The following is a 19,663-nucleotide window of genomic DNA, read 5'->3' on the forward strand; positions in this document are numbered from 1 at the left end:
GCTCCTCGGGTCGGTGGCCGTGTGCCGACCACGTTCACCCTTCCGTCGGCCCGCAACCACGACCTCCCGATCCGCCCCTGGACCGTGCGGCCCCGACCGGGTGGGGCGGATCGACCGTCCGTGGCTCCGCGCCGTGTGTCCCGGTAGGAACGGACGGAGGCGACCGAGAGGCGGTACGGATGATCGACCGGGTGGGCTTGGCCCAGTTCCTGCGGCGGCGCCGTGAGGTACTGCAACCGGAGGACGTGGGGCTGCCGCGGGGGCAGCGCCGTCGTACCAGCGGCCTGCGCCGCGAGGAGGCCGCGGCGCTGTGCCACATGTCGACCGACTACTACGCGCGCCTCGAACGGGAGCGTGGCCCGCGGCCGTCGGAGCAGATGGTCGCCGCGATCGCCCAGGGGCTGCACCTCTCGCTCGACGAGCGCGACCACCTGTTCCGCCTCGCCGGGCAGCATCCGCCCGCCCGGGGCGCGACCAGCGACCACATCGGTCCCGGCCTGCTGCGCATCCTCGACCGCCTCGTCGACACACCCGCCGAGATCGTCACCGAGCTCGGGGAGACGCTGCGCCAGACCTCACTGGGGGTCGCGTTGACCGGCGACACCACCGGGTTCACCGGCCCGTCGCGGAGCATCGGCTACCGCTGGTTCACCGATCCCGACGCCCGTCTGCGCCACCCGCAGGAGGACCACGCGTTCCTGTCGCGGCGCTACGTCTCCGGCCTGCGCGCGGTCGCGGCCCGGCGCGGCCCGGGATCCCGCGCGGCCCACCTCGCCGACCTCCTGTACCCGGAGAACGAGGAGTTCCGCGCGCTCTGGGACTCCCACGAGGTCGGCGTCCGGACCGACGACGTCAAACGCCTCCTCCACCCCGAGGTCGGCGCACTGGAGCTGCACTGCCAGACGCTGCTCGACCCCGATCAGTCCCACCTGCTGCTGGTCTACACCGCCGTCCCGGGCAGTGAGACCCACGAGAAGCTGCAGCTGCTCTCGGTCATCGGGGCACCGTCCGCCGCCTGGTACCGGCACGGCGAGCCGGCCGGCCCGCGGCCGGACGAGACCTGACCCGAGAAGGCGGGCCGGTCAGCGCGGACCGGCGCCGACCCCGCGGACCAGGCCGGACAGCAGCACCTTCGACAGTCCCTTCGCGAGCAGCGTCTCGCCCGCCGGCAGCCGCTTGTCGGCCTCGACCGCGTAGGTGATCTCGGTACCGGTGCCGACCGGGCGCAGCGTGACCTCGCCGCGGTAGTTCTTCAGCGGCACACCGGCCAGCGCGCGGTACCCGAGGCGTCGCCCCGGCTCGAACGCGGTGACCTCCTCGACGATCGGACCGGGCGAGCCGATGCCGACCTTGCGGACGGTACCGACACCGTTGGGCTCCGGCGTCCCGGCCCGCGTCACGGCCACCTTCAGGCCCGGCGCCCACGCCGACATGCCCTCGTGGTCGGACAGCACCGACCACACCGTCTCGGGCGTCGCGGACACGGTGCGGACGGACGTCGCTCTGATCATGTGCGGAACTTACTGACGGGTAGAAGAAAAATCGAGCGGACATGTCGAGAACGCGCGTCCGGTTCCGTCCCCGGGGTGAACGCGGCCAGGATGGGCCGCGACGAGCACCGAGGAGACCCACCATGGCCAAGTACCTGCTGCTCAAGCACTATCGCGGCGCCCCGGCCCCGAAGAACGACGTCCCGATGGACCGCTGGGCTCCCGAGGAGGTCACCGCGCACATCCGCTTCATGCAGGACTTCGCCGAGTCCCTGAAGGAGACCGGTGAGTTCGTCGACGCCCAGGCGCTGGCGCCGGAGGGCACCTTCGTCCGCTACGACGGCGAGGGCCGCCCGCCGGTCACCGACGGTCCGTTCGCGGAGACCAAGGACCTCGTCGCCGGCTGGATGATCATCGACGTCGACAGCTACGAGCGGGCCGTCGAGCTGACCGGTGGGCTGTCGGCGGCCCCCGGCGCCGGTGGGGAGCCGATCCACGAGTGGATCGAGCTGCGGCCGTTCCTCGAGGCCCGGCCGACCGTCACCGAGTGAGCGGCGAGGTGGCCGGTGCCGACGCCGCGCTGCTGCGCGGCCTCGTCCCGGAGGTACTGGGGATCCTCGGCCGTCGCGGTGCGGGCTTCGCGGCGGCCGAGGACGCCGTGCAGGACGCGCTCACCGAGGCCCTGCGGACCTGGCCCGCGGACCCGCCGCGGGACCCGAAGGGCTGGCTCGTGACGGTGGCCTGGCGCCGCTTCCTCGACGCCACCCGGTCGGAGACCGCGCGTCGTGGCCGGGAGGAACGGGCCGGGGCCGAGCCGGCGCCCGGCCCGGCGCCGGACCGCGACGACGCGCTCGAGCTGTACTTCCTGTGCGCGCACCCGTCGCTGTCGCCGTCGTCGGCGGTCGCGCTCACCCTGCGCGCGGTCGGCGGGCTCACCACCCGGCAGATCGCCGCGGCCTACCTGGTGCCCGAGGCGACGATGGCGCAGCGGATCAGCCGCGCCAAACGCACCGTCGCGGGGGAGCGGTTCGACCGCCCCGCCGACGTCGCGACCGTCCTGCGGGTGCTCTACCTGGTGTTCAACGAGGGCTACTCCGGCGACGTCGACCTCGCCGCCGAGGCGATCCGGCTGACCCGGCGCCTCGCGGCGTCGGTCGACCACCCCGAGGTCGCGGGCCTGCTCGCCCTGATGCTGCTGCACCACGCCCGCCGCGCCGCCCGCACCGGACCGGCCGGCGAGCTGGTGCCGCTGGTCGAGCAGGACCGCGGCCGCTGGGACACCGCGCTGATCACCGAGGGGGTGGCGCTGCTGCAGGCCGCGCTGGCCCGCGACCGGCTGGGGGAGTTCCAGGCCCAGGCGGCCGTCGCCGCCCTGCACGCCGACGCGCCGGTCGCCGGGGAGACCGACTGGCCCCAGATCGTCGAGTGGTACGACGAGCTGGTCCGGCTCACCGGCAGCCCGGTCGCCCGGCTGAACCGGGCCGTCGCCGTCGGGGAGGCCGACGGGCCACGGGCCGGGCTGGCGGCTCTCGCCGATCTCGACCCGGCGCTGCCCCGCTGGACCGCGGTCAGCGCCCACCTGCACGAACGGGCGGGGGAGCGGGCCACGGCCGCGCGTCTCTACGCCGAGGCCGCGGCACTGGCGTCCTCCACGGCCGAACGGGACCACCTGACCCGGTGCGCCGCCCGTCTCCACGCCGGGTCGGCGGGCTGAACCGCATCGTCACAATTGACGATCCCCCGGCCTCCGCGGCACACAGACAGGACGCCGGCGCGCAGCGGTGCAAGGATCATGCGAATGAGCCTGGTGTCGGATCCCGTTGCGGTCGCGGCACCGTCGCCGCTGGAGTCGCCGGCACGGCTGGCCGCCGTCCAGGCCACCCAGCTGCTGGACACCGGGCCGGACGAGGCGTTCAACCGCCTGACCCGGCTGGTCTCGGTGGTCCTCGGCACCCCGGCGGTCATGCTGACCGTCGTCGACGAGGTCCGGACCTTCCTCAAGGGCACGCCCGAGCCCGCGCAGATCGTCGGAGCGGACGGCGTCTGGTCGGCGCCCGTCGAGGACAGCGGGTGCAAGGTCGTCATCGAGTCGGGCGGGGAGATCTGCGCCGGCGACGTGCGGGCCGACCCACGGCTGCGCGACCTCTCGCTGATGACCGACTTCGGTGCGGCCGCCTGGCTCGGCGTGCCGGTGCGCGACCCCGCGGGCCAGGTCGTGGGCAACCTCTGCGCGATGGACGTGGTCGTCCGTGAGTGGACCCCGCTGCACCGCGAGACGATCCGCACCCTGGCCGACGCCGTCGAGGGCGAGATCGCGCTGCGTCTGGTCCTGCGCGAGACCGAGCGGCAGGCGGCTGCCGCCGCCCGCGACGCCGCCGAGATCGAGACGCTGGCCCGGACGCTGCAGGAGTCGCTGCTGCCCGCGCAGCCCCCGCGGCTGCCCGGGGTCGACATCGCGGCCCGCTTCCTGCCCGGCGGCTCCGGGGTGGAGGTCATGGGAGACTTCTACGACGCCGTCCCCACCCCGGACGGCGTCGCCGTGGTGATCGGCGACGTCCAGGGCAAGGGCGCCGGTGCCGCCCGGACGACCGCGCTGGCCCGCTCGGCCACCCGTACCGCCGCGCACGTCGAGAACGCCCCGGCCGCCGTGCTCCGCACCGTCAACGACGTCCTGCACGTCTGGTTCGACGGCCGCATCAGCTTCGTCACCGCCGCGCTCGCGTCGCTGCGCCGCGGCCCCTCCGGCACCTGGCACGCCGATCTCGCCTCGGCCGGTCACCCGCCCGCCCTCGTGCGACGGGCCGACGGCACCGCGGAGTTCCACGGCGGCGGCGGGCTGGTCCTCGGCATCGGCACCACCCCGATGGTGGCCGACGCGGCCGTCATCCTCGCCGCGGGCGACAGCCTGGTGCTCTACACCGACGGCATCACCGAGGCGCACGTGCGCGGGCACTGGGAGCAGCTGGGGGAGGAGGGCGCCCGGCGCACGCTGGCCTCGCTCGACCCGGGCGCCGACGCCGACACGATCGCGCGCGCCCTCACCGAGGCCGCCCTCGCGCACTGCGGCGGTCACCTCAGCGACGACGCCGGGGTGGTCGTCGTGCAGGTCGAGGAGCCCGGCACCGGCGACGTCGACCGGGTCGTCACCGAGCACGTCCCGCACGCCGGGGTCGGCCGGGAGACACGGCGTTCCGCGGAACGCGTCCTCGTCGGTTGGGACCTCGCCCCCGGCACCCTCGCCGACGCGATGCTGGTCATCGAGGAGCTCGTCGCGAACGTCGTCGACCACGCCCGTACCGCGTTCCGTCTGACCCTGGTCCGGGGCCGGGACGCCCTGCGGATCGAGGTCGACGACGAGGGTGCGGGCAGCCCGCTGCTCCAGCCGCTCGACCTGCGGGCGGCGCGTGGGCGCGGCCTGCAGCTCGTCGAGGCCGTCACGCAGGCCTGGGGCTGTGACACCCGGGGCCGCGGCAAGCGGGTGTGGGCCGAGCTCGCCGCGCGCTGACCCCCTAGGACGCGTCCTCGCGCCAGGTCAGGTCGACCTCCAGCTGCCGGTGACCGTCGGAGGCGGTGCCGGTCGCGGACCGGCGGACCTCCGCGCGACCGTCGCGCAGGGCACGGGCGGCGTCCTCCAGGTGCGCGGCGAGGTCGTGCGCCGCGGTCGTCGCGTCGGGCCAGGACCATGCGTCGTCGGATGCTGTCATGCGCCCAGTGTGCGACACCCGTTCACACCCGTGTGAGGACCGACCAGGTCAGACAGGCCGCGTAGCCCAGCACAGCAACCCGCCCCCGGGTCGCGACAGCCGGGACCCGGTCGGCCCCGGCCCCGGGGTCGCGACGACCAGCAGCACCAGGTCGGCGTCGACGACGTCCGGCGGGACCGCGATCGTCGCCGGCGTCGGCCTCGCGCGGGCAGGTCGTGGCGCAGCGTGCGCCGGTCGAACGCGACCGGTCGCAGCAGCGCACCCAGACCGAGCACGAGCAGCAGGTTCGTCGGCCTCGCCCACCGGGCGCCGCGTGTCGATCTGAGACAGGTCGGTCCGGCGACGTCCCGGGTCGGCCACGCTGGGCCGGTGGAGGACGAGCACGACGTCGTGGTCGTCGGCGCCGGGGTCGCGGGTCTGTACGCGCTGCACCTGCTGCGCCGGCGCGGTCTGCGGGTGACCTGCGTCGACGCCGCGCCAGAGCCCGGCGGGGTGTGGCACCACCAGCGTTTCCCGGGTGCCCGCATCGACACCGAGGGTGCCGCCTACCAGTACCTGTTCTCCGACGAGCTGTACCGCGACTGGGGCTGGAGCGAGCGCTTCCCGGCCGGCTACGAGGTGCTGCGCTGGCTGCGGTTCGTCGCCGACCGGCTCGACCTGCACCGCGACCTGCGACTGTCCACACCGGTCACCGCCGCCCGCTGGGACGGCGGCCGCTGGCGGGTCCGCACCGGCGACGACGAGCTGTCCGCGCGGTTCCTGGTCCGCTGCACGGGGTCGTTCACCGCACCCCGCACCGACGCCGTCCCCGGCCGGTCGGACTTCACCGGGCCGGTCGTCCACACCGGAGCGTGGCCGGCCAGGGGACCCGAGCTCGACGGGCTGCGGGTCGGCGTCGTCGGCTGCGGGCCGAGCGCGGTCCAGCTGGTCCCGGCCCTGGCCGGGCGGGTCGGCCGGCTCACCGTCCTGGCCCGGACCCCGCGTTTCGTGCTGCCTGCGGCCAACCCGATGTTCGGCTGGCCGGAGCGCGCGGCCTACCGCGACCGGTTGCCCGCGATGCGCGAGGCGGTCCGGTCCACACCGTCCGGCACCGGACACCCGTCTGTCCACAGAGGACTCCACAGTCTGGGGACGGTCCACGACGAGGACCCGCTGGCGCTGCACCCGGCCCGGCTCGCCGGGCTCGCGTCCGACCCGGCACTGCGGGCCGCGGCGGCCGCCGTCGTCCGGGACCGGATGCGGGCGCGGCTGGGCGACGACCACCTCGCGGCGGCGCTGGTCCCGGAGGGCGACGACTACGGCCTGCGCCCCGTCGCGACCGACCAGGGCTGGCTGGAGAGCTTCCACCGCGACGACGTCGAGGTGCTCCCCGTCGCCCGGAACCCGCTCACGCGGATCCGGCCGGAGGGGGTCGGGCTGGCCGACGGGACCGTCGTCGGGCTGGACGCGATCGTGCTGGCCACCGGGTTCGACACGGGCGCGACCCGGGCCGGGATCGACGTCGTCGGCCGCGACGGGCGGCTGCTCGGCACCGGGCCGGGCCTGTTCGGGATGGCGCACCCCGGCTTCCCGAATCTGTTCGCGCCGCTGGCGCCGACCCTCGGGTACGGCAACGACGCGGCCTGCCTGCAGGGGCAGGTCGAGTGGGTCGACCGGGCGATCGGCGCCCTCGACGCCGACGGCCTGTCGACGATCGAGGCGCTGTCGTGCCCGGCGGAGCCGGTCGCGCCCCACGCGGTGCCCGGCGGGGTCGCGGGCGTACTACGCGCCTGCGACGACGAGGCCGCCGCGGGCTACCCGTCGTTCGAGCGGCGCTGACCGTCCAGGCGGACGTCCGGGTCCGGTACGCCGAACAGCATGTTCCGCGACGAGGCCGGCTCCTCGGGGATCCGGTCGACGACGTCGAACAGGTCCATCGCGCCGGTCACCTGGAGTGCGCGTCGGGCGGGACGGCTCGACCCGCAGTACACCCGGAGTCGTTTGCCCTCGGCGCCCAGCATGTCGCGCGACTGGAGCAGCGAGTTCAGCCCCGCCGTCCCCAGGAAGTCCACGCCGGTCAGGTCGAGGATGAGTTCGGGACCCGCCTCGGACCAGATGCCCATCTCGACCCACAGGTCGGGGGATGTGTCGTCGTCGATGGCGCCGATCGCGTGCAGCACGGTGGCGCCCGCCGGATGGCTGGACTGCTCGAAGCGCAGCGTCGGCCCGGAAGCGGCGGCCTGCGCGGCATCCGGCACGGAGCGGTCGTCGTCCGCCATGGTCGGGAACCCCCTTCGGCCACCGGGATCTCCGGTACGTCCGAGCAGCATTGCAGCGGGTGGCCGTCACCGCATGTGCTGATCGGTGGCGCCCCGGGCGCGTAGCCTTCGCACCCGACCGCCGACCACCCGCGGGGGCGATCCTCCCGCCGGGACCCGAAGGACCACCGTGAGCGCTACGACCCTCTCCGCCGCCGCGATCGCCGGGATGATCGACCACGCGATCCTCAAGCCCGAGCTGACCCGCACCGAGGTCGACGCCCAGCTCGACCTCGCCGCCCGCTACCGCATCTTCAGCGTGTGCGTACGCCCGTCCGACGTCGCGCACGCCGCCGCCCGGCTCGCGGGGACCGGCGTCGCCGTCGGCACCGTGATCGGCTTCCCGCACGGCACGACCAGCACCGCGGCCAAGGTCGCCGAGGCGCGGCAGGCGATCGCCGACGGTGCCGCCGAGCTGGACGTGGTGCTGAACGTCGGCCGGCTGCGGAGCGGCCTGACCGACGACGTCGAGGCCGACATCGCGGCCGTCGTCGGGGCCGCCGACGGCCGCGTCGTGAAGGTGATCCTGGAGACCGCGCTGCTGTCCGACGACGAGGTGGTCGCCGGCTGCCGGGCCGCCGAGTCGGCGGGCGCGGCGTTCGTGAAGACCTCCACCGGCTTCGCCGGCGGCGGCGCCACGCCCGAGCACCTTGCGCTCATGCGCGCCACCGTCGGACCGCAGGTGCAGGTCAAGGCCTCCGGCGGGGTCCGGGACCTCGACACCGTGCTGGCCTTCCACGCCGCGGGCGTCACCCGCTTCGGCACCAGCGGTACGGCCACGATCCTCGACGACGCCGCGGCCCGCGACGCCGGCGCCGACGCCGCGGCCCGGGTGGACGACGCGTCGTACTGAGGGGGCTACCGAGCGGTACACCGGGCCGCCGGATCTGCGAAGCTGACCCGAGCACGTTCCCGTGAGCCCCGGAGGAGACCGATGGCGAAGCAGCCCCTCCCGAGCTCCTGGTCGCCCGCGGGCGTCACCGGGACCCTGATCGGCGCCGCCCTCGGCACGGTCGGCGCGGCCGTGGAGATCGGCCGCCGGCTGCCCGGCTGGCTGGCCGAGGCCCCGCGCGCGGTCGAGGCGATGCCGTCGGTCGCGGCCGACGTCGCCGCGCTGCCGCGGCGCATCGCCGGTGTCGACGCCGCCCTGACCGGCCTCGCCCCGGTGCTCGACGACGTGCTCGGCCGGGTCGTGACGCTGTGGGACGACCCGGTGACCGTCGAGCGGATCGACCGCCTGACCGCGGCCGTGGTCGAGCTGGCCGGGGCCGCCGGACCACTGCGCGAGCTGGCCGGTGCCCGCGACGACCTGCACCAGCTCGCCGGGCTGCGCGAGGACCTGCACCACCTGGCCGGCGTGCGCGACGACCTGCACGAGCTGGCCGGCGTCCGGGAGGACCTGCACGAGCTGGCTGCGGTGCGCGGGGACCTGCACGAGCTGGCGGGGATGCGGGAGGACCTGCGGGAGCTGGCCGCGGTGCGGGGCGACCTGCACGAACTCGCCGCCGCGGTCGGGCCGCTGCGGGAGCTGAGCGGGGCGGTGGCGTCGCTGCAGGAGCTGGCGGGGGCCGTCGAGGCGCTGCGGGAGCTGGCCGCGGCCGTCGGTCCGTTGTCGGAACTCGCCGGCGCGGTCGAGGCGCTGCGGGAGCTCGCCACCGCCGTCGGTCCGCTGACCGAGCTGGGCACGGCGGTCGAGCCGCTGCGCGAGCTGGGCACGGCCGTCGAGCCGCTGCGCGAGCTGGGCACGGCCGTCGAGCCGCTGCGCGAGCTCAGCACCGCCGTGGGTCCGTTGTCGGAGCTGGCCGGCGCCGTGGAGTCGCTGCGGGAGCTCAGCGCGGCCGTCGGTCCCTTGTCCGAGCTGGCCGCGGTCCGGGACGACCTGCACGAGCTGGCCGGTGCCGCGGCGCCGCTGCGCGAGCTGGCCCCCGCGGCGGGCGACCTGGCCGCGCTGGCCGGGGCGGTCACCTCGCTGCAGCGCCTCGCCGACGCCGTCGCCCCGCTCCAGGAGCTCGCCGCCACCCGCGCCGACCTGGCGCAGCTCGCCGGCGCCGTCGAGCCGCTGCGGGAGCTGGCCTCGGCCCGCGAGCACCTGGAGAGCCTGACCGGTGCCGTACCCGCGGTGCACGAGCTGGCCGCGACCCGGGCCGACCTCGCACGGCTCGCCGAGGCGGTCGGACCGCTGCAGGAGCTGGCCCGCACCCCCGACGACCTCGCCGCCCTCGCGGGCGCGGTGGAGCCGCTGCGGGTGCTCGCCACCGTGCGGGAGGACCTTGCGACGCTGGCCTCCGCCACCGGCGACCAGGGCGCCGTCCGGCGGATCGCCGCGGCCGTCGCGGACGCCGACGCGGACGGCACCCCGCGGCTGGCCGCGCTGGACGTCAACCTCGCGCAGGCCGCGAGCCAGCTGACCGCCGTCGCCCCGGACCTGCGGTCGGTCGCGGCCCGGATCGACGCGCTCGACCGGCAGATCGGGGTGCTGGCCGACGCGCTCGCACCGCTGCAGGGCACCACCGAGCGGATCGGCCGCATCGTCGACCGGCTGCCGGACCGCACCCGGCGCCTGGTCACCCGTCCGGCGACGGAGGGCTGAGAGCGCCACCAGCCGGCCGGCAGGCGCGCCCCGGACACACGAACGGGCCGGCCCGCCCGTCCGCGGACCGGCCCGTTCGCCGGAGAAGCCGGGCTGTGCCCCCGGACCTCGGGTGTCTCAGGACTGGTCGGCGACCTGGTCCAGGACGGTCTTCTGGGCCTGCTCGGTGGAGGCCTTGTTGCCCTGCTCGTCCGACGAGTCGATCGAGTTGTCCTGCACGATCTCCTGGCCGGAGCCGCCGCGGACGTCCTCGTTCGCGAAGTCGCTCAGCGAGGCGATGCCGTCGACGTTCGCCGCCGGGTTCGCCTGGGTCACCGGGGCGCCGTTGGCGTTGCCCTGGGTGCTCTCCGACGACTGGGTGCCGGTGGCCGAACCCGCGGTCTCCTGGGTGCTGGTCTCGCTGCGGTCGCCGCGCTCGTGGTCGGCGAAGGCCATGCCGGCCGCACCGATGGTCATGGGGACGGCGAGCGCCGCGGCGGCGGCGATGCGGAAGGACTTGCGCATGGGGGACGATCCTCTCGGGGAAGGGGCCCGGCCGACCCGGTCGTCGGGGCCGGCACGGGCGGTCGGCGCCGGAGCGGTGGGTCGTGCCCCGGCGGCCGGGGACGGCGGCGGATCAGCCCGCGAGGCCGGCGATCTGCTCGACGACTGTCTTCTGGGCCTGCTCGGTGGAGGCCTTGTTGCCCTGCTCGTTCGACGAGTCGATCGAGTTGTCCTGGACGATCTGCTGCCCGGACCCCTCACCGCCGTCGTAGTCCTCGTTGGCGAAGTCGCTCAGGCCGAGGACGTCGCTCACGTTCAGCGCCGGGTTCGCCTGGGTGACCGGGGCGAACGAGCTGTTGCCCTGCTCGGTGGCGGCACCCTGCTCGGACGATGCGGTGGCCTCGGAAGCCTGGCCCTGCTCGACGGTGTCGTCGGCGAAGGCCATCCCGGCCGCACCGAGGGTCATCGGGACGGCGATGGCGGTGGCGGCCAGAGTACGCACGGACTGACGCATGGAATGCGTTCCCTTCATGTTCACTGCTGTCGACTGCACGCCCCGGAATTCGGGGGACGTACTGCGGAGAAAGATAACCGGCGTTCTCCCGGAATGCGCGCCGACACCGGGTGACGTCATCGACACCCGTCTCGGTGAACCGTTGACGATGTGTCGCACGTAGCGATCCGGGTCTCTCGGCTAGTCGACGAACTTGGCTCTGAGCTGCTGGAACGTTGAATCCGCGATATCACCCCTTCGAGTGACATCCGACTCGTGTCTGCCCTGCGAACAACGCGCGTGAATTCCGTTGCACGCGGACACGGCGGGGTTACGGTCCGATTTCTCTCTTGTGTGGTGATGACCGTGACCCGGTGATCAATTGCACGATGATCGATTTCCTGGTGGAAGGAATTACGAGCGCAGCAGTGCCAGCCCCGGCCACACCAGCGCCATCAGCGTCGAGGCGAGGTCGTCGGGGTCCCCGCCGTCGCCGGCCCAGTCGGCCAGACCCTCGGCTGCACCCGCCAGCGCCGCCGCGATCGGGGTGGTGACCGTCGCCGGGTCGATCCCCTCGGGGACGACCAGCTCGGCGGCCAGCAGCTGTGCCACCCGGTCGACGATGCGGGTGCGCGCCGCGTGCACCTCGCCCGCGAGTGCCCCGGTGCGGGCCTGGCGGTAGAGCACCGACCAGCCGTCGCGGTGGGTGGTCACGCTGGCGAAGAACGCCCGGAGGCCGCGGTGCAGGCGCATCTCGGCGTCGGACGGTGCCCCGGCGGCGGCGCCGGAGACCGACTCCAGCAGCCGGTCGGACTCGCGGCGGATGCACCGCCGCAGCAGCTCCTCCTTCGAACCCCCGCCGTGCGTGTAGACCATCGGCTTCGACAGCCCCGCCTCGTCGGCGACGGCGTCCATCGACGCGTCGTGGAACCCGTCCCGGGAGAACACGCGCACCGCCGCGTCGAGGACCTGCTTCTCGCGCTGTGCGGGCGGGAGCCTGCGGCGGGGTGGGGGTGCCATCTCGACAGCTTAGCTACTGCTGCGTAAAGTACGCCCCGTCCGAGCCGGTACGGTGAGTACCGGACACTTGTGTGAACCACGGCGAGGTGGAGCGAGCGATGGCCGACACGGTCGACATCAACGAGCTGGGTCGCAGCGTCGACCCGAAGTCCCTGTCCGACGAGCAGCTGATCTCCACCCTCGGCACGGCCCTGCGTGACGGGAACGCGAAGGACGTCGACCCGTCGCTGTTCGCCCGCCTGGTCAAGACCGCGTCGAAGCAGCAGCTGGCGACCGTGATGTCGTCCGAGGTCCGCCGGCCGGTGCTGGAGGCGATCTTCGGCCGGATGAGCGAGTTCTACTCGTCGAAGGGTGCCTCCGGGAACCGGCAGGTCGTGCACTGGCACATCAAGGACGGCTCGACGACCGACAGCTTCCAGACCGTGCTGCAGAACGGGACCTGCACCGTCACCGAGGGCACCGACGAGGACGCCCGGACCGCGCTGACCATGCCGGGCACCGAGTTCCTGAAGGTCGCCACGAACAACGCCAACCCGGTGACCCTGTTCATGACGCGCAAGCTCAAGGTCTCCGGCGACGTCGGCTTCGCGACCGCCCTGCAGAAGATGTTCCAGATCCCGTCTGCCTGACGAGAACCGCGACCGACCAGCGGAGAGCTGAGATGACTTCCTTCGAACTGTCCGAGGAGCACCGCGAGCTGCAGGAGTGGGTGCACGGCTTCGCCGCCGACGTCGTACGTCCGGCCGCCGCCGAGTGGGACGAGCGCGAGGAGACCCCGTGGCCGATCCTGCAGGAGGCCGCGAAGATCGAGCTCTACAACTTCGAGACCCTCGCCTCCTTCTGGGGTGACGAGACCGGGCTGTCCATGCCGCTGGTCAACGAGGAGCTCTTCTGGGGCGACGGCGGCATCGGCATGGCGATCTTCGGCACCACCCTCGCGGTGGCCGGCATCTTCGCCTCCGGCACGCCCGAGCAGATGGTCGAGTTCATCCCGCAGTGCTACGGCGATGCCTCCGAGCCGCAGGTCGGCGCGTTCTGCTCGTCCGAGCCCGAGGCCGGCTCCGACGTCTCGGCGATGCGCACCCGCGCCGTCTACGACGAGGCGAAGGACGAGTGGACCCTGACCGGTCAGAAGGCCTGGGCCACCAACGGCGGCATCGCGAACATCCACGTGGTGCAGGCCGTCGTCGACGCAGGCCTGGGAAGCAAGGGGCAGGCCGCGTTCGTCGTCCCGCCGAACACCCCCGGCCTGGAGTCCACCCGCAAGATCAAGAAGATGGGTCTGCGCGCGTCGCACACCGCGGACGTGTTCCTCGACGACGTGAAGCTCCCCGGCTCCTGCCTGCTCGGCGGCAAGGAGAAGCTCGACGAGCGGCTCGCCCGCGCCCGGTCGGGGGAGAAGTCGAAGGGCTCGGCCGCGATGCAGACCTTCGAGCTGTCCCGCCCGACGGTCGGCTCGCAGGCGATCGGCATCGCCCGCGCCGCCTACGAGTACGCGCTGGAGTACGCCAAGGACCGCGTCGCCTTCGGCCGTCCGATCATCGCGAACCAGTCGATCTCGTTCATGCTCGCGGACATGAAGACCGAGATCGACGCCGCCCGGCTGCTCGTGCACCGGGCCGCGTGGATGGGCCGCAACAACGTCCCGTTCACCGCGGGCGAGGGGTCGATGTCCAAGCTCAAGGCCGGCCGGGTCGCCGTGTGGGCCACCGAGCGCGCCATCCAGATCCTCGGCGGTGCGGGCTACTCGCGCGAGCACCCGGTGGAGCGGATGCACCGCGACTCGAAGATCTACGACATCTTCGAGGGCACCGAGCAGATCCAGCAGCTCGTCATCGCCCGCGCGATCTCCGGGAAGCACCTGGCGTGACCCCGGCGGCCGGTCGGCTGCGACGGTCGGCGGACCGGTCCCGCCCGGCGGGTCGTACCGCGGCCGGAGGCCCGACCGCCCACAGCGGGACGGCCGACCGCCCGGCAGTGCTGTCACCCGTCCGGGTTCCGCGCCGGGGCGAGACCTGGTTCCCAGGTTCCGGTTGTGCCGACGACACCGACCTGGCGCGGGATCCGGTGACCACCGGCACCGCGTTCCGTCCGTCCGAGGCGCACCCGGTCGTCGTCGGACCGACGAGAACGCGTCACCGCAGGCCGCCGCCCTCGTTCACCGATCAGGAAGATCGACAACGGGGGAAGACATGGCACGGACGACGAGGTCCACCCTGCTCGCGCTGGCCGTCACCGCGGCCTGCCTGACCGGCGTCGCGGGGGTGGCGGCGGCCTCCCCGGAGCGCGCCGCCGACCCCGGGCCCGCGCTCACCGCGCCCGGCCTGGACGAGAGCCTCACCTGCCACGGCGACCTCGCCCGCTCCGCGGGCGCCCCGGTCCTGCTGGTGCCGGGGACGACGCTGGACCCCGACGTCAACTTCGACTGGAACTACGCGCGCGCCTTCGCGCAGGAGGGCCGGGCCCACTGCCTCGTGCAGCTGCCCGCGCACGCGACCGGGGACATCCAGGTCGCGGCCGAGCACGTCGTCCACGCGATCCGCACCATGCACGACGAGGCCGGCGGCCCGATCTCCGTCGTCGGGTTCAGCCAGGGCGGCATGGTCCCGCGCTGGGCGCTGAAGTACTGGCCGGACACCCGCGGCATGGTCACCGACATGATCGGGATCGACCCGTCGAACCACGGCACGCTCGACGCCTACCCGGTCTGCGGACCCGGCTGTGTCCCCGCGTTCTGGCAGCAGCAGACCGGCTCCCGGCTCCTCGCCGCACTCAACGACGGGCCGGAGACGTTCGCCGGGATCGACTACACCGTCGTCTACACCGTGACCGACGAGGTCGTGGTCCCGAACCTGCCGCCCGCGGCGAGCTCGGAGCTGCGTCGCGACGGCGCGGGCCGGATCGCGAACATCCCCGTCCAGTCGCTCTGCCCGGTGCACGTCGCCGAGCACCTGACCATGGGCAGCACCGACCCGGTCGGGTACGCCGTCGTCGCCGACGCGCTGCACCACGACGGCCCCGCCGACGCGGGCCGGATCGACCGCGCCGTCTGCCTGGCCGACGTCATGCCCGCCGTCGACCGGACGCAGCTCCCGGCGAACGAGGTGCGGCTGCTGGGGCAGGTCGCGACCAGCATCGCGACCGAGCCGCGGGTGGCCGTCGAGCCGCCCCTGCGGGACTACGCCCGCGGGTGACCGGTGGGCGTGCCCGCGGGGGCCCGGGGAGGATGGGGATCCCACCGGGTCCTGCAGCGGGCCCGGACCGTGCTGTGAGGAGACCACGTGCCGAGCGTGACGTTCCGTGGACGTACCTGGAACCGGGACCGGGCGATGGTCATGGCGATCGTGAACCGGACCCCCGACTCGTTCTACGACCACGGCGTCACCTTCGCCGAGCAGGCCGCCCGGGACCGGATCACCGCGGTCGTCCGGGAGGGTGCCGACGTCATCGACATCGGCGGCGTCCCGGCCAGTCCGGGCACCGAGGTCACCGAGCAGGAGGAGATCGACCGGGTCGTGCCGACCGTGGAGTGGGCGCGCCACACGTTCCCCGACGTCGCGATCTCGGTCGACACCTTCCGCGCCGGGCCCGCCGACGCCGTCTGCGCCGCCGGGGCCGACCTGGTCAACGACAACTGGGCCGCCGCCGACGGGGCGATCCTCGACGTCGCCGCCCGGTACGGCGCCGGCTACGTCAGCGCCCACACCGACCACGTCACCCCGCGCACCGAGCCGCACCGGCCCCGCTACGCCGACGTGCTCCGCAGCGTCATCGACCAGACCGTCGCGCTCGCCGAGAAGGCCGTCGCCGCGGGCGTGCCCGCCGGGGGGATCCTCATCGACCCGGCGATCGACTTCTCCAAGAACACGCTGCACAGCCTCCAGGTCCTGCGCGGCATCGACGAGATGGTCGCGACCGGCTGGCCGGTGCTGCTGGCGATGTCGAACAAGACCGTCGTCGGTGAGTCCCTGGCCGTGCCGCTGGAGGAGCGGCTGACCGGCACCCTCGCCGCGACGGCGCTGGCCGCGGACCGCGGCGTCGCCATGGTGCGCGCCCACCAGGCCCGGGCCACCCGCGAGACCTGCGAGATGGTCGCCACCGTCCGTGGCGAGCGGAACCCGTCGCGGGCGGTGAGACTGCTCGCGTGAGCATGATCCACCAGATCTTCCCGGCGGCCGACGCCGGACCGCTGTCGACCGAGCAGCTCGAAGGGCTCTACGCCTACCCGGACGACCGCCTCCGGCTGTCGGTCAACTTCGTGTCCAGCGCCGACGGCGCCGTCGAGGTCGAGGGCAGCTCGGCCGGGCTGTCCACCCCGCCCGACCGCGCGGTGCTGGACCTGGGGACCGACCTCGCCGACGTTGTGCTCGTCGCGGCCGGGACGGCCACCGCCGAGGGGTTCACCGGCGTCAAGCACAACGACCGGATGGACGACCGGCGCCGCCGCTTCGGGCTGTCGGAGCTGCCGTCGACGGCGGTCGTCACCTCGTCGGGGAAGTCGCTCGACCCGTCGGCGCCGGTGCTGACCGACACCGTGGTCCCCACGATCGTGCTCACCTGCGAGTCGGTCCCGGCGGACCTGCGCGGCCGGTGGGCCGATGCCGGCGCCGAGGTCGTGCTCACCGGCGACGAGTCGGTCGACCTCGCCGTCGCCGTCGCCGCGCTGGGGGAGCGCGGGCTGCGCCGGATCAACTGCATGGGCGGACCCGCGCTGTTCGGCAGCCTGGCCGAGGCGGGCCTGGTCGACGAGCTGCGGCTGACCCTCGCGCCGTTCCTGGTCTCCGGCGAGGCAGGCCGGATCGCCCGCGGCGCGGGCATGGACCCCGCGCGTCTCGAGCTCGTCAGCGTCGTCACGGGGGACGACACGCTCCTCATGCGCTACCGGGTGCGCGAGGCGCCGTCGTCCTGACGGGGAACCCCGGAGGGGGAGGTCCCGATCACGCACGGCGACGTCTGGGGCAGGATGGTGCCGTGTCGCGTCCCTCGAACATGCTGGCGGACGGCGTCGTCGTCCTCAGTCCGCTCGGCTGGGACGACGTGACGGCCCACCTCGCGGGTGAGGACGCCGAGATCGTCCGCTGGCTCGGTGGCGCACCCGCGACCCCGGCGACCGCCCGCGCCCACGTCCGCCGCGCGATCGAACGCTGGGCCGACGACGGGCCGAAGCTGAGCTTCGGCATCCGGGTCGACGGCGGCGCCGTCCTCGCCGGGACGATCGACGTCGACCTGGATCCCGCGGGGGACCGGGCCGGTCTGTCCTACGGCGTCTACGCGGCGTACCGCCGTCGCGGCCTCGCGACGCGCGCGGTCCGGCTCGCCGCCCGCTACCTGGGCGAACGGGGTGACGTGCGATGGATCTCGATCGACGTCGACCCGCAGAACACCGCATCGGTCGGGGTCGCGCGACGGGCCGGGTTCCGATTCCTGCGCCACGTCGTCGACGACGAGGGGTCCTTCGATCGCTACGAGCTCCTCGTCCGCGCGCCGGTGGTGCCCGCGCCGCCGCCGCGTCCGCGGCACGGCCGGCCCTGACCCCGTTCGCGTCGGCCGTCCGGTGCCCCGGTCGTGGGGACACCGGACGGGCGACGTCGCGAGCGCCGGTCGGGGGTCCGGCGCTCGTCGGTCCGCCGTCAGGAGACGGTCGGAGCCTCGATGTACATCACGCCCGGGACCTCGAACACGGGCAGCGCGCCGGCGTCGTCGGCCGACGGGAGGTCGACGTCGTCCGCGGAGGGGAGCTCGGGAGCGTCGTCGGCCGAGGGGAGCTCGGGCGCGTCCGGAGCGGAGGGGACCTCGGGCGCGTCCGCGGACTGCAGCGAGGCGGTGGAGAGGTCCTCCGCGCCCGGCAGCGAGTCCGCGGAGGGGAGCGCGTCGGTGCTCGGCAGGGAGTCGGCCGAGGGGAGCGCGTCGGTGCTCGGCAGGCCGGGGAGCGAGTCGGCCGACGGCAGCTCCGGCAGACCGGAGGTCTCGCCGTGCGGGGTCTGCAGCTCACCGAAGGAGACGCTGTTCGCGTCGTTCGACAGGGTGCCGTCCTCGTAGGACGGCAGGGCGGAGGTGTCCGGGGCGTCGGGTGCCTCGGGCAGTTCGGCGGCCGAGGCCTGGCCGACGACGCCGGCGCCGAGCGCGGCGATGCCGGCGCCGGCGAGGGACAGCCGCAGGGCGGTACGGGCGAGCGGAGTCATGCGCACGTCCTTCCAAAGGGGGAGCGGGGGAGCGGAGGGCCGACGGACGACCCTCGCCGGGGGACAACGAGACCCCCATCGGTCGGTTGCGTTCCGCAGTCACTCGGCGGCGATCTTCACTCGTACGAGTGGCAACCTGAGAGGGGGCTCGCACGTACGGCCCCTTCTCGTCACTCCAACAGGCATCAGGTGGTCCACTCGCGGCACACGTACGCGGGGGAGCAGGATGAGTCTGTGCGCGCGCCGAGCTCCTCCGTCCGCCACTCCGTCCGTCGTTCGGCGCCCGTCGCGGGAGCGCTGGCCGGGGCCCTGGGCGGGGCGGGCGGCGCCGCCGCGGCCGCGATCGGCTGGCACTACTCGACGATCCTGCTGCACCCGTCGCCGCACCCGGGACTGCCCGAGCGGGTCGTCACCGCCGGGGACGGCACCGTCGAGCTGGCGCGGACCAGGCTGTCCGCACAGCCGGGTGTCTGGGGGCTGCGAGGCCCGGCCGGACTCGCCGTCGTCGGTCCGGTGCTGGACCGCGGGCGCCGCACCGTCGTCCGGGAGCTGCGCGCCGGCCCGGTCCCGGCGACCGGCCCCGCGGTGCTCGACGCCGGCCCGTTCGACCCGGACCCGTCCGCCCGCGGGCTGCCCTTCGACGACGTCCGGGTGCCCACCGACCTCGGCCTCGCCCCGGCCTGGCGCATCCCCGCCCCGGACGGCGGTGACCCGGACACCTGGGCGCTGTGCGTGCACGGCCGAGGCGGGACCCGGCGCGAGGCACTGCGGATCCTGCCCGCGCTGCACGCGGCCGGGCTGACCCAGCTCGTCGTCAGCTACCGCGGGGACGGGACCGCCCCGGAGTCACCGGATGGGCGTTCGCACCTCGGCGACACCGAGTGGCGCGACATCGACGCCGCCGCGGCCTACGCCCTGGTCCACGGTGCGCGCCGGCTGGTGCTGGTCGGCTGGTCGATGGGGGCCGCGGTGGGCGGGGCGTTCCTCGACCGGTCCCCGCACGCCGACCTCGTCGACGCCGTGGTCTGGGACGCACCGCTGCTCGACTGGCGTCGCACGCTGCGCAGGCAGGCCCGCAACCGCGGTCTCCCGCCGACCCTCGCCGGGGTCGCGGCCCGGTTCACCGCGCGCCGGATCGGGATCGACCTCGACCGGTTCGACCTGGTCCGGCGCCCGCCCGCGGTCCGCCCGCCGACGCTCGTCCTGCACAGCGACGCCGACACCGCCGTGCCGGTCACGCTGAGCCGGGACCTGGCCGCGACCGCCCCCGGGCACCGCTGGCCGGTCACCTACCGGGAGTTCTCCGGCACCGAGCACACCGGCAGCTGGAACGCCGATCCCGACGGCTACGAGGCCGCCGTGACCGGCTTCCTGCGAACCCTGCGCCCGGCCTGACCCGTCCGC

21 protein-coding genes are annotated in these 19,663 nt (G+C 74.5%); 14 read left to right on the top strand and 7 right to left on the bottom strand.

The window, feature by feature from the left end; genetic code table 11:
* The first annotated feature begins 179 nt into the window (after positions 1–179).
* Complete coding sequence (locus ATL51_RS16535) at positions 180–1,064, top strand: helix-turn-helix transcriptional regulator (RefSeq protein ID WP_100879108.1); 885 nt, start codon at positions 180–182, stop codon at positions 1,062–1,064.
* A gap of 18 nt (positions 1,065–1,082) precedes the next feature.
* On the opposite strand, the gene ATL51_RS16540 is transcribed toward ATL51_RS16535, so the two are convergent.
* Positions 1,083–1,511, bottom strand: a complete 429-nt coding sequence (locus ATL51_RS16540) for an SRPBCC family protein (RefSeq protein ID WP_100879109.1) — start codon at positions 1,509–1,511, stop codon at positions 1,083–1,085.
* A gap of 122 nt (positions 1,512–1,633) precedes the next feature.
* On the opposite strand from ATL51_RS16540, the gene ATL51_RS16545 reads away from it, so the two are divergent.
* From ATL51_RS16545 to ATL51_RS16555, 3 genes are all read left to right on the top strand, one after another.
* Entirely contained in the window at positions 1,634–2,041 is a 408-nt protein-coding gene (locus ATL51_RS16545) for a YciI family protein (RefSeq protein WP_073573719.1), read from the top strand.
* Positions 2,038–3,204 (top strand): RNA polymerase sigma factor, encoded by a 1,167-nt coding sequence (locus ATL51_RS16550; protein ID WP_208623004.1) that lies wholly within the window; start codon positions 2,038–2,040, stop codon positions 3,202–3,204. The genes ATL51_RS16545 and ATL51_RS16550 overlap by 4 nt, the downstream gene beginning before the upstream one ends.
* Before the next feature lie 84 nt (positions 3,205–3,288).
* Entirely contained in the window at positions 3,289–4,995 is a 1,707-nt protein-coding gene (locus tag ATL51_RS16555; protein ID WP_167410006.1) for an ATP-binding SpoIIE family protein phosphatase, read from the top strand.
* Positions 4,996–4,999: 4 nt separating this feature from the next.
* On the opposite strand, the gene ATL51_RS16560 is transcribed toward ATL51_RS16555, so the two are convergent.
* Positions 5,000–5,194: a hypothetical protein gene (locus ATL51_RS16560; RefSeq protein ID WP_073573721.1), complete on the bottom strand. Its 195-nt coding sequence runs from the start codon at positions 5,192–5,194 to the stop codon at positions 5,000–5,002.
* 369 nt (positions 5,195–5,563) lie between these two features.
* Between ATL51_RS16560 and ATL51_RS16565 the strand changes: the two genes are divergently transcribed.
* Positions 5,564–7,012: a flavin-containing monooxygenase gene (locus ATL51_RS16565; protein ID WP_167410007.1), complete on the top strand. Its 1,449-nt coding sequence runs from the start codon at positions 5,564–5,566 to the stop codon at positions 7,010–7,012.
* Here ATL51_RS16565 and ATL51_RS16570 read toward each other — a convergent pair.
* Positions 6,988–7,452 (bottom strand): STAS domain-containing protein, encoded by a 465-nt coding sequence (locus tag ATL51_RS16570; RefSeq protein WP_100879112.1) that lies wholly within the window; start codon positions 7,450–7,452, stop codon positions 6,988–6,990. The genes ATL51_RS16565 and ATL51_RS16570 overlap by 25 nt on opposite strands.
* A gap of 169 nt (positions 7,453–7,621) precedes the next feature.
* On the opposite strand from ATL51_RS16570, the gene deoC reads away from it, so the two are divergent.
* Together deoC and ATL51_RS16580 are read left to right on the top strand one after the other, a co-directional pair.
* Positions 7,622–8,344, top strand: coding sequence for a deoxyribose-phosphate aldolase (deoC, locus tag ATL51_RS16575; RefSeq protein WP_100879113.1), 723 nt, complete (start codon positions 7,622–7,624; stop codon positions 8,342–8,344).
* 81 nt (positions 8,345–8,425) lie between these two features.
* The gene (locus ATL51_RS16580; RefSeq protein WP_100879114.1) at positions 8,426–10,081 is read left to right on the top strand and encodes a hypothetical protein; all 1,656 of its coding nucleotides are present in this window, start codon (positions 8,426–8,428) and stop codon (positions 10,079–10,081) included.
* Positions 10,082–10,198: 117 nt separating this feature from the next.
* On the opposite strand, the gene ATL51_RS16585 is transcribed toward ATL51_RS16580, so the two are convergent.
* From ATL51_RS16585 to ATL51_RS16595, 3 genes are all read right to left on the bottom strand, one after another.
* Positions 10,199–10,585 carry a hypothetical protein gene (locus tag ATL51_RS16585; RefSeq protein WP_100879115.1) on the bottom strand — a complete coding sequence of 129 codons (387 nt, stop codon included), beginning with the start codon at positions 10,583–10,585 and terminating at the stop codon, positions 10,199–10,201.
* 112 nt (positions 10,586–10,697) lie between these two features.
* A complete protein-coding gene (locus ATL51_RS16590; protein ID WP_073573727.1) occupies positions 10,698–11,078 on the bottom strand; it encodes a hypothetical protein in 381 nt (126 codons plus the stop codon).
* A 393-nt stretch (positions 11,079–11,471) separates the two neighbouring features.
* On the bottom strand, positions 11,472–12,077 hold the full coding sequence (locus tag ATL51_RS16595) for a TetR/AcrR family transcriptional regulator (protein WP_073573728.1): 606 nt from the start codon (positions 12,075–12,077) through the stop codon (positions 11,472–11,474).
* 98 nt (positions 12,078–12,175) lie between these two features.
* On the opposite strand from ATL51_RS16595, the gene ATL51_RS16600 reads away from it, so the two are divergent.
* The 6 genes from ATL51_RS16600 (at position 12,176) to ATL51_RS16625 (ending at position 17,609) form a co-directional block, all read left to right on the top strand.
* A complete protein-coding gene (locus ATL51_RS16600; protein ID WP_062403970.1) occupies positions 12,176–12,706 on the top strand; it encodes an SCP2 sterol-binding domain-containing protein in 531 nt (176 codons plus the stop codon).
* Positions 12,707–12,738: 32 nt separating this feature from the next.
* Positions 12,739–13,947, top strand: coding sequence for an acyl-CoA dehydrogenase family protein (locus ATL51_RS16605; protein ID WP_100879116.1), 1,209 nt, complete (start codon positions 12,739–12,741; stop codon positions 13,945–13,947).
* A 322-nt stretch (positions 13,948–14,269) separates the two neighbouring features.
* Positions 14,270–15,271 (top strand): esterase/lipase family protein, encoded by a 1,002-nt coding sequence (locus ATL51_RS16610; RefSeq protein ID WP_100879117.1) that lies wholly within the window; start codon positions 14,270–14,272, stop codon positions 15,269–15,271.
* A gap of 87 nt (positions 15,272–15,358) precedes the next feature.
* Positions 15,359–16,225: a dihydropteroate synthase gene (gene folP / locus ATL51_RS16615; RefSeq protein WP_083657976.1), complete on the top strand. Its 867-nt coding sequence runs from the start codon at positions 15,359–15,361 to the stop codon at positions 16,223–16,225.
* A gap of 2 nt (positions 16,226–16,227) precedes the next feature.
* Positions 16,228–16,986, top strand: coding sequence for a dihydrofolate reductase family protein (locus ATL51_RS16620; protein WP_167410082.1), 759 nt, complete (start codon positions 16,228–16,230; stop codon positions 16,984–16,986).
* Positions 16,987–17,048: 62 nt separating this feature from the next.
* The gene (locus tag ATL51_RS16625; RefSeq protein WP_062399087.1) at positions 17,049–17,609 is read left to right on the top strand and encodes a GNAT family N-acetyltransferase; all 561 of its coding nucleotides are present in this window, start codon (positions 17,049–17,051) and stop codon (positions 17,607–17,609) included.
* Between the two features lie 98 nt (positions 17,610–17,707).
* Here ATL51_RS16625 and ATL51_RS28300 read toward each other — a convergent pair whose 3' ends face one another.
* Positions 17,708–18,259, bottom strand: coding sequence for a hypothetical protein (locus ATL51_RS28300; protein ID WP_157818394.1), 552 nt, complete (start codon positions 18,257–18,259; stop codon positions 17,708–17,710).
* 234 nt (positions 18,260–18,493) lie between these two features.
* On the opposite strand from ATL51_RS28300, the gene ATL51_RS16635 reads away from it, so the two are divergent.
* On the top strand, positions 18,494–19,654 hold the full coding sequence (locus tag ATL51_RS16635) for an alpha/beta hydrolase family protein (protein WP_100879119.1): 1,161 nt from the start codon (positions 18,494–18,496) through the stop codon (positions 19,652–19,654).
* Positions 19,655–19,663: the final 9 nt, after the last annotated feature.

It is taken from the genome of Pseudonocardia alni (assembly GCF_002813375.1).
In the GTDB taxonomy this organism is placed as follows: Bacteria; Actinomycetota; Actinomycetes; order Mycobacteriales; family Pseudonocardiaceae; genus Pseudonocardia; species Pseudonocardia alni.

Bases quoted from the DNA above. Each gene is read 5' to 3' on its own strand.
- ATL51_RS16535 (WP_100879108.1), top strand. From the start codon at position 180: ATGATCGACCGGGTGGGCTTGGCCCAGTTCCTGCGGCGGCGCCGTGAG.
- ATL51_RS16540 (WP_100879109.1), bottom strand. From the start codon at position 1,511: ATGATCAGAGCGACGTCCGTCCGCACCGTGTCCGCGACGCCCGAGACG.
- ATL51_RS16545 (WP_073573719.1), top strand. From the start codon at position 1,634: ATGGCCAAGTACCTGCTGCTCAAGCACTATCGCGGCGCCCCGGCCCCG.
- ATL51_RS16555 (WP_167410006.1), top strand. From the start codon at position 3,289: ATGAGCCTGGTGTCGGATCCCGTTGCGGTCGCGGCACCGTCGCCGCTG.
- ATL51_RS16560 (WP_073573721.1), bottom strand. From the start codon at position 5,194: ATGACAGCATCCGACGACGCATGGTCCTGGCCCGACGCGACGACCGCG.
- ATL51_RS16570 (WP_100879112.1), bottom strand. From the start codon at position 7,452: ATGGCGGACGACGACCGCTCCGTGCCGGATGCCGCGCAGGCCGCCGCT.
- ATL51_RS16580 (WP_100879114.1), top strand. From the start codon at position 8,426: ATGGCGAAGCAGCCCCTCCCGAGCTCCTGGTCGCCCGCGGGCGTCACC.
- ATL51_RS16585 (WP_100879115.1), bottom strand. From the start codon at position 10,585: ATGCGCAAGTCCTTCCGCATCGCCGCCGCCGCGGCGCTCGCCGTCCCC.
- ATL51_RS16590 (WP_073573727.1), bottom strand. From the start codon at position 11,078: ATGCGTCAGTCCGTGCGTACTCTGGCCGCCACCGCCATCGCCGTCCCG.
- ATL51_RS16595 (WP_073573728.1), bottom strand. From the start codon at position 12,077: ATGGCACCCCCACCCCGCCGCAGGCTCCCGCCCGCACAGCGCGAGAAG.
- ATL51_RS16600 (WP_062403970.1), top strand. From the start codon at position 12,176: ATGGCCGACACGGTCGACATCAACGAGCTGGGTCGCAGCGTCGACCCG.
- ATL51_RS16605 (WP_100879116.1), top strand. From the start codon at position 12,739: ATGACTTCCTTCGAACTGTCCGAGGAGCACCGCGAGCTGCAGGAGTGG.
- ATL51_RS16610 (WP_100879117.1), top strand. From the start codon at position 14,270: ATGGCACGGACGACGAGGTCCACCCTGCTCGCGCTGGCCGTCACCGCG.
- ATL51_RS16620 (WP_167410082.1), top strand. From the start codon at position 16,228: ATGATCCACCAGATCTTCCCGGCGGCCGACGCCGGACCGCTGTCGACC.
- ATL51_RS28300 (WP_157818394.1), bottom strand. From the start codon at position 18,259: ATGACTCCGCTCGCCCGTACCGCCCTGCGGCTGTCCCTCGCCGGCGCC.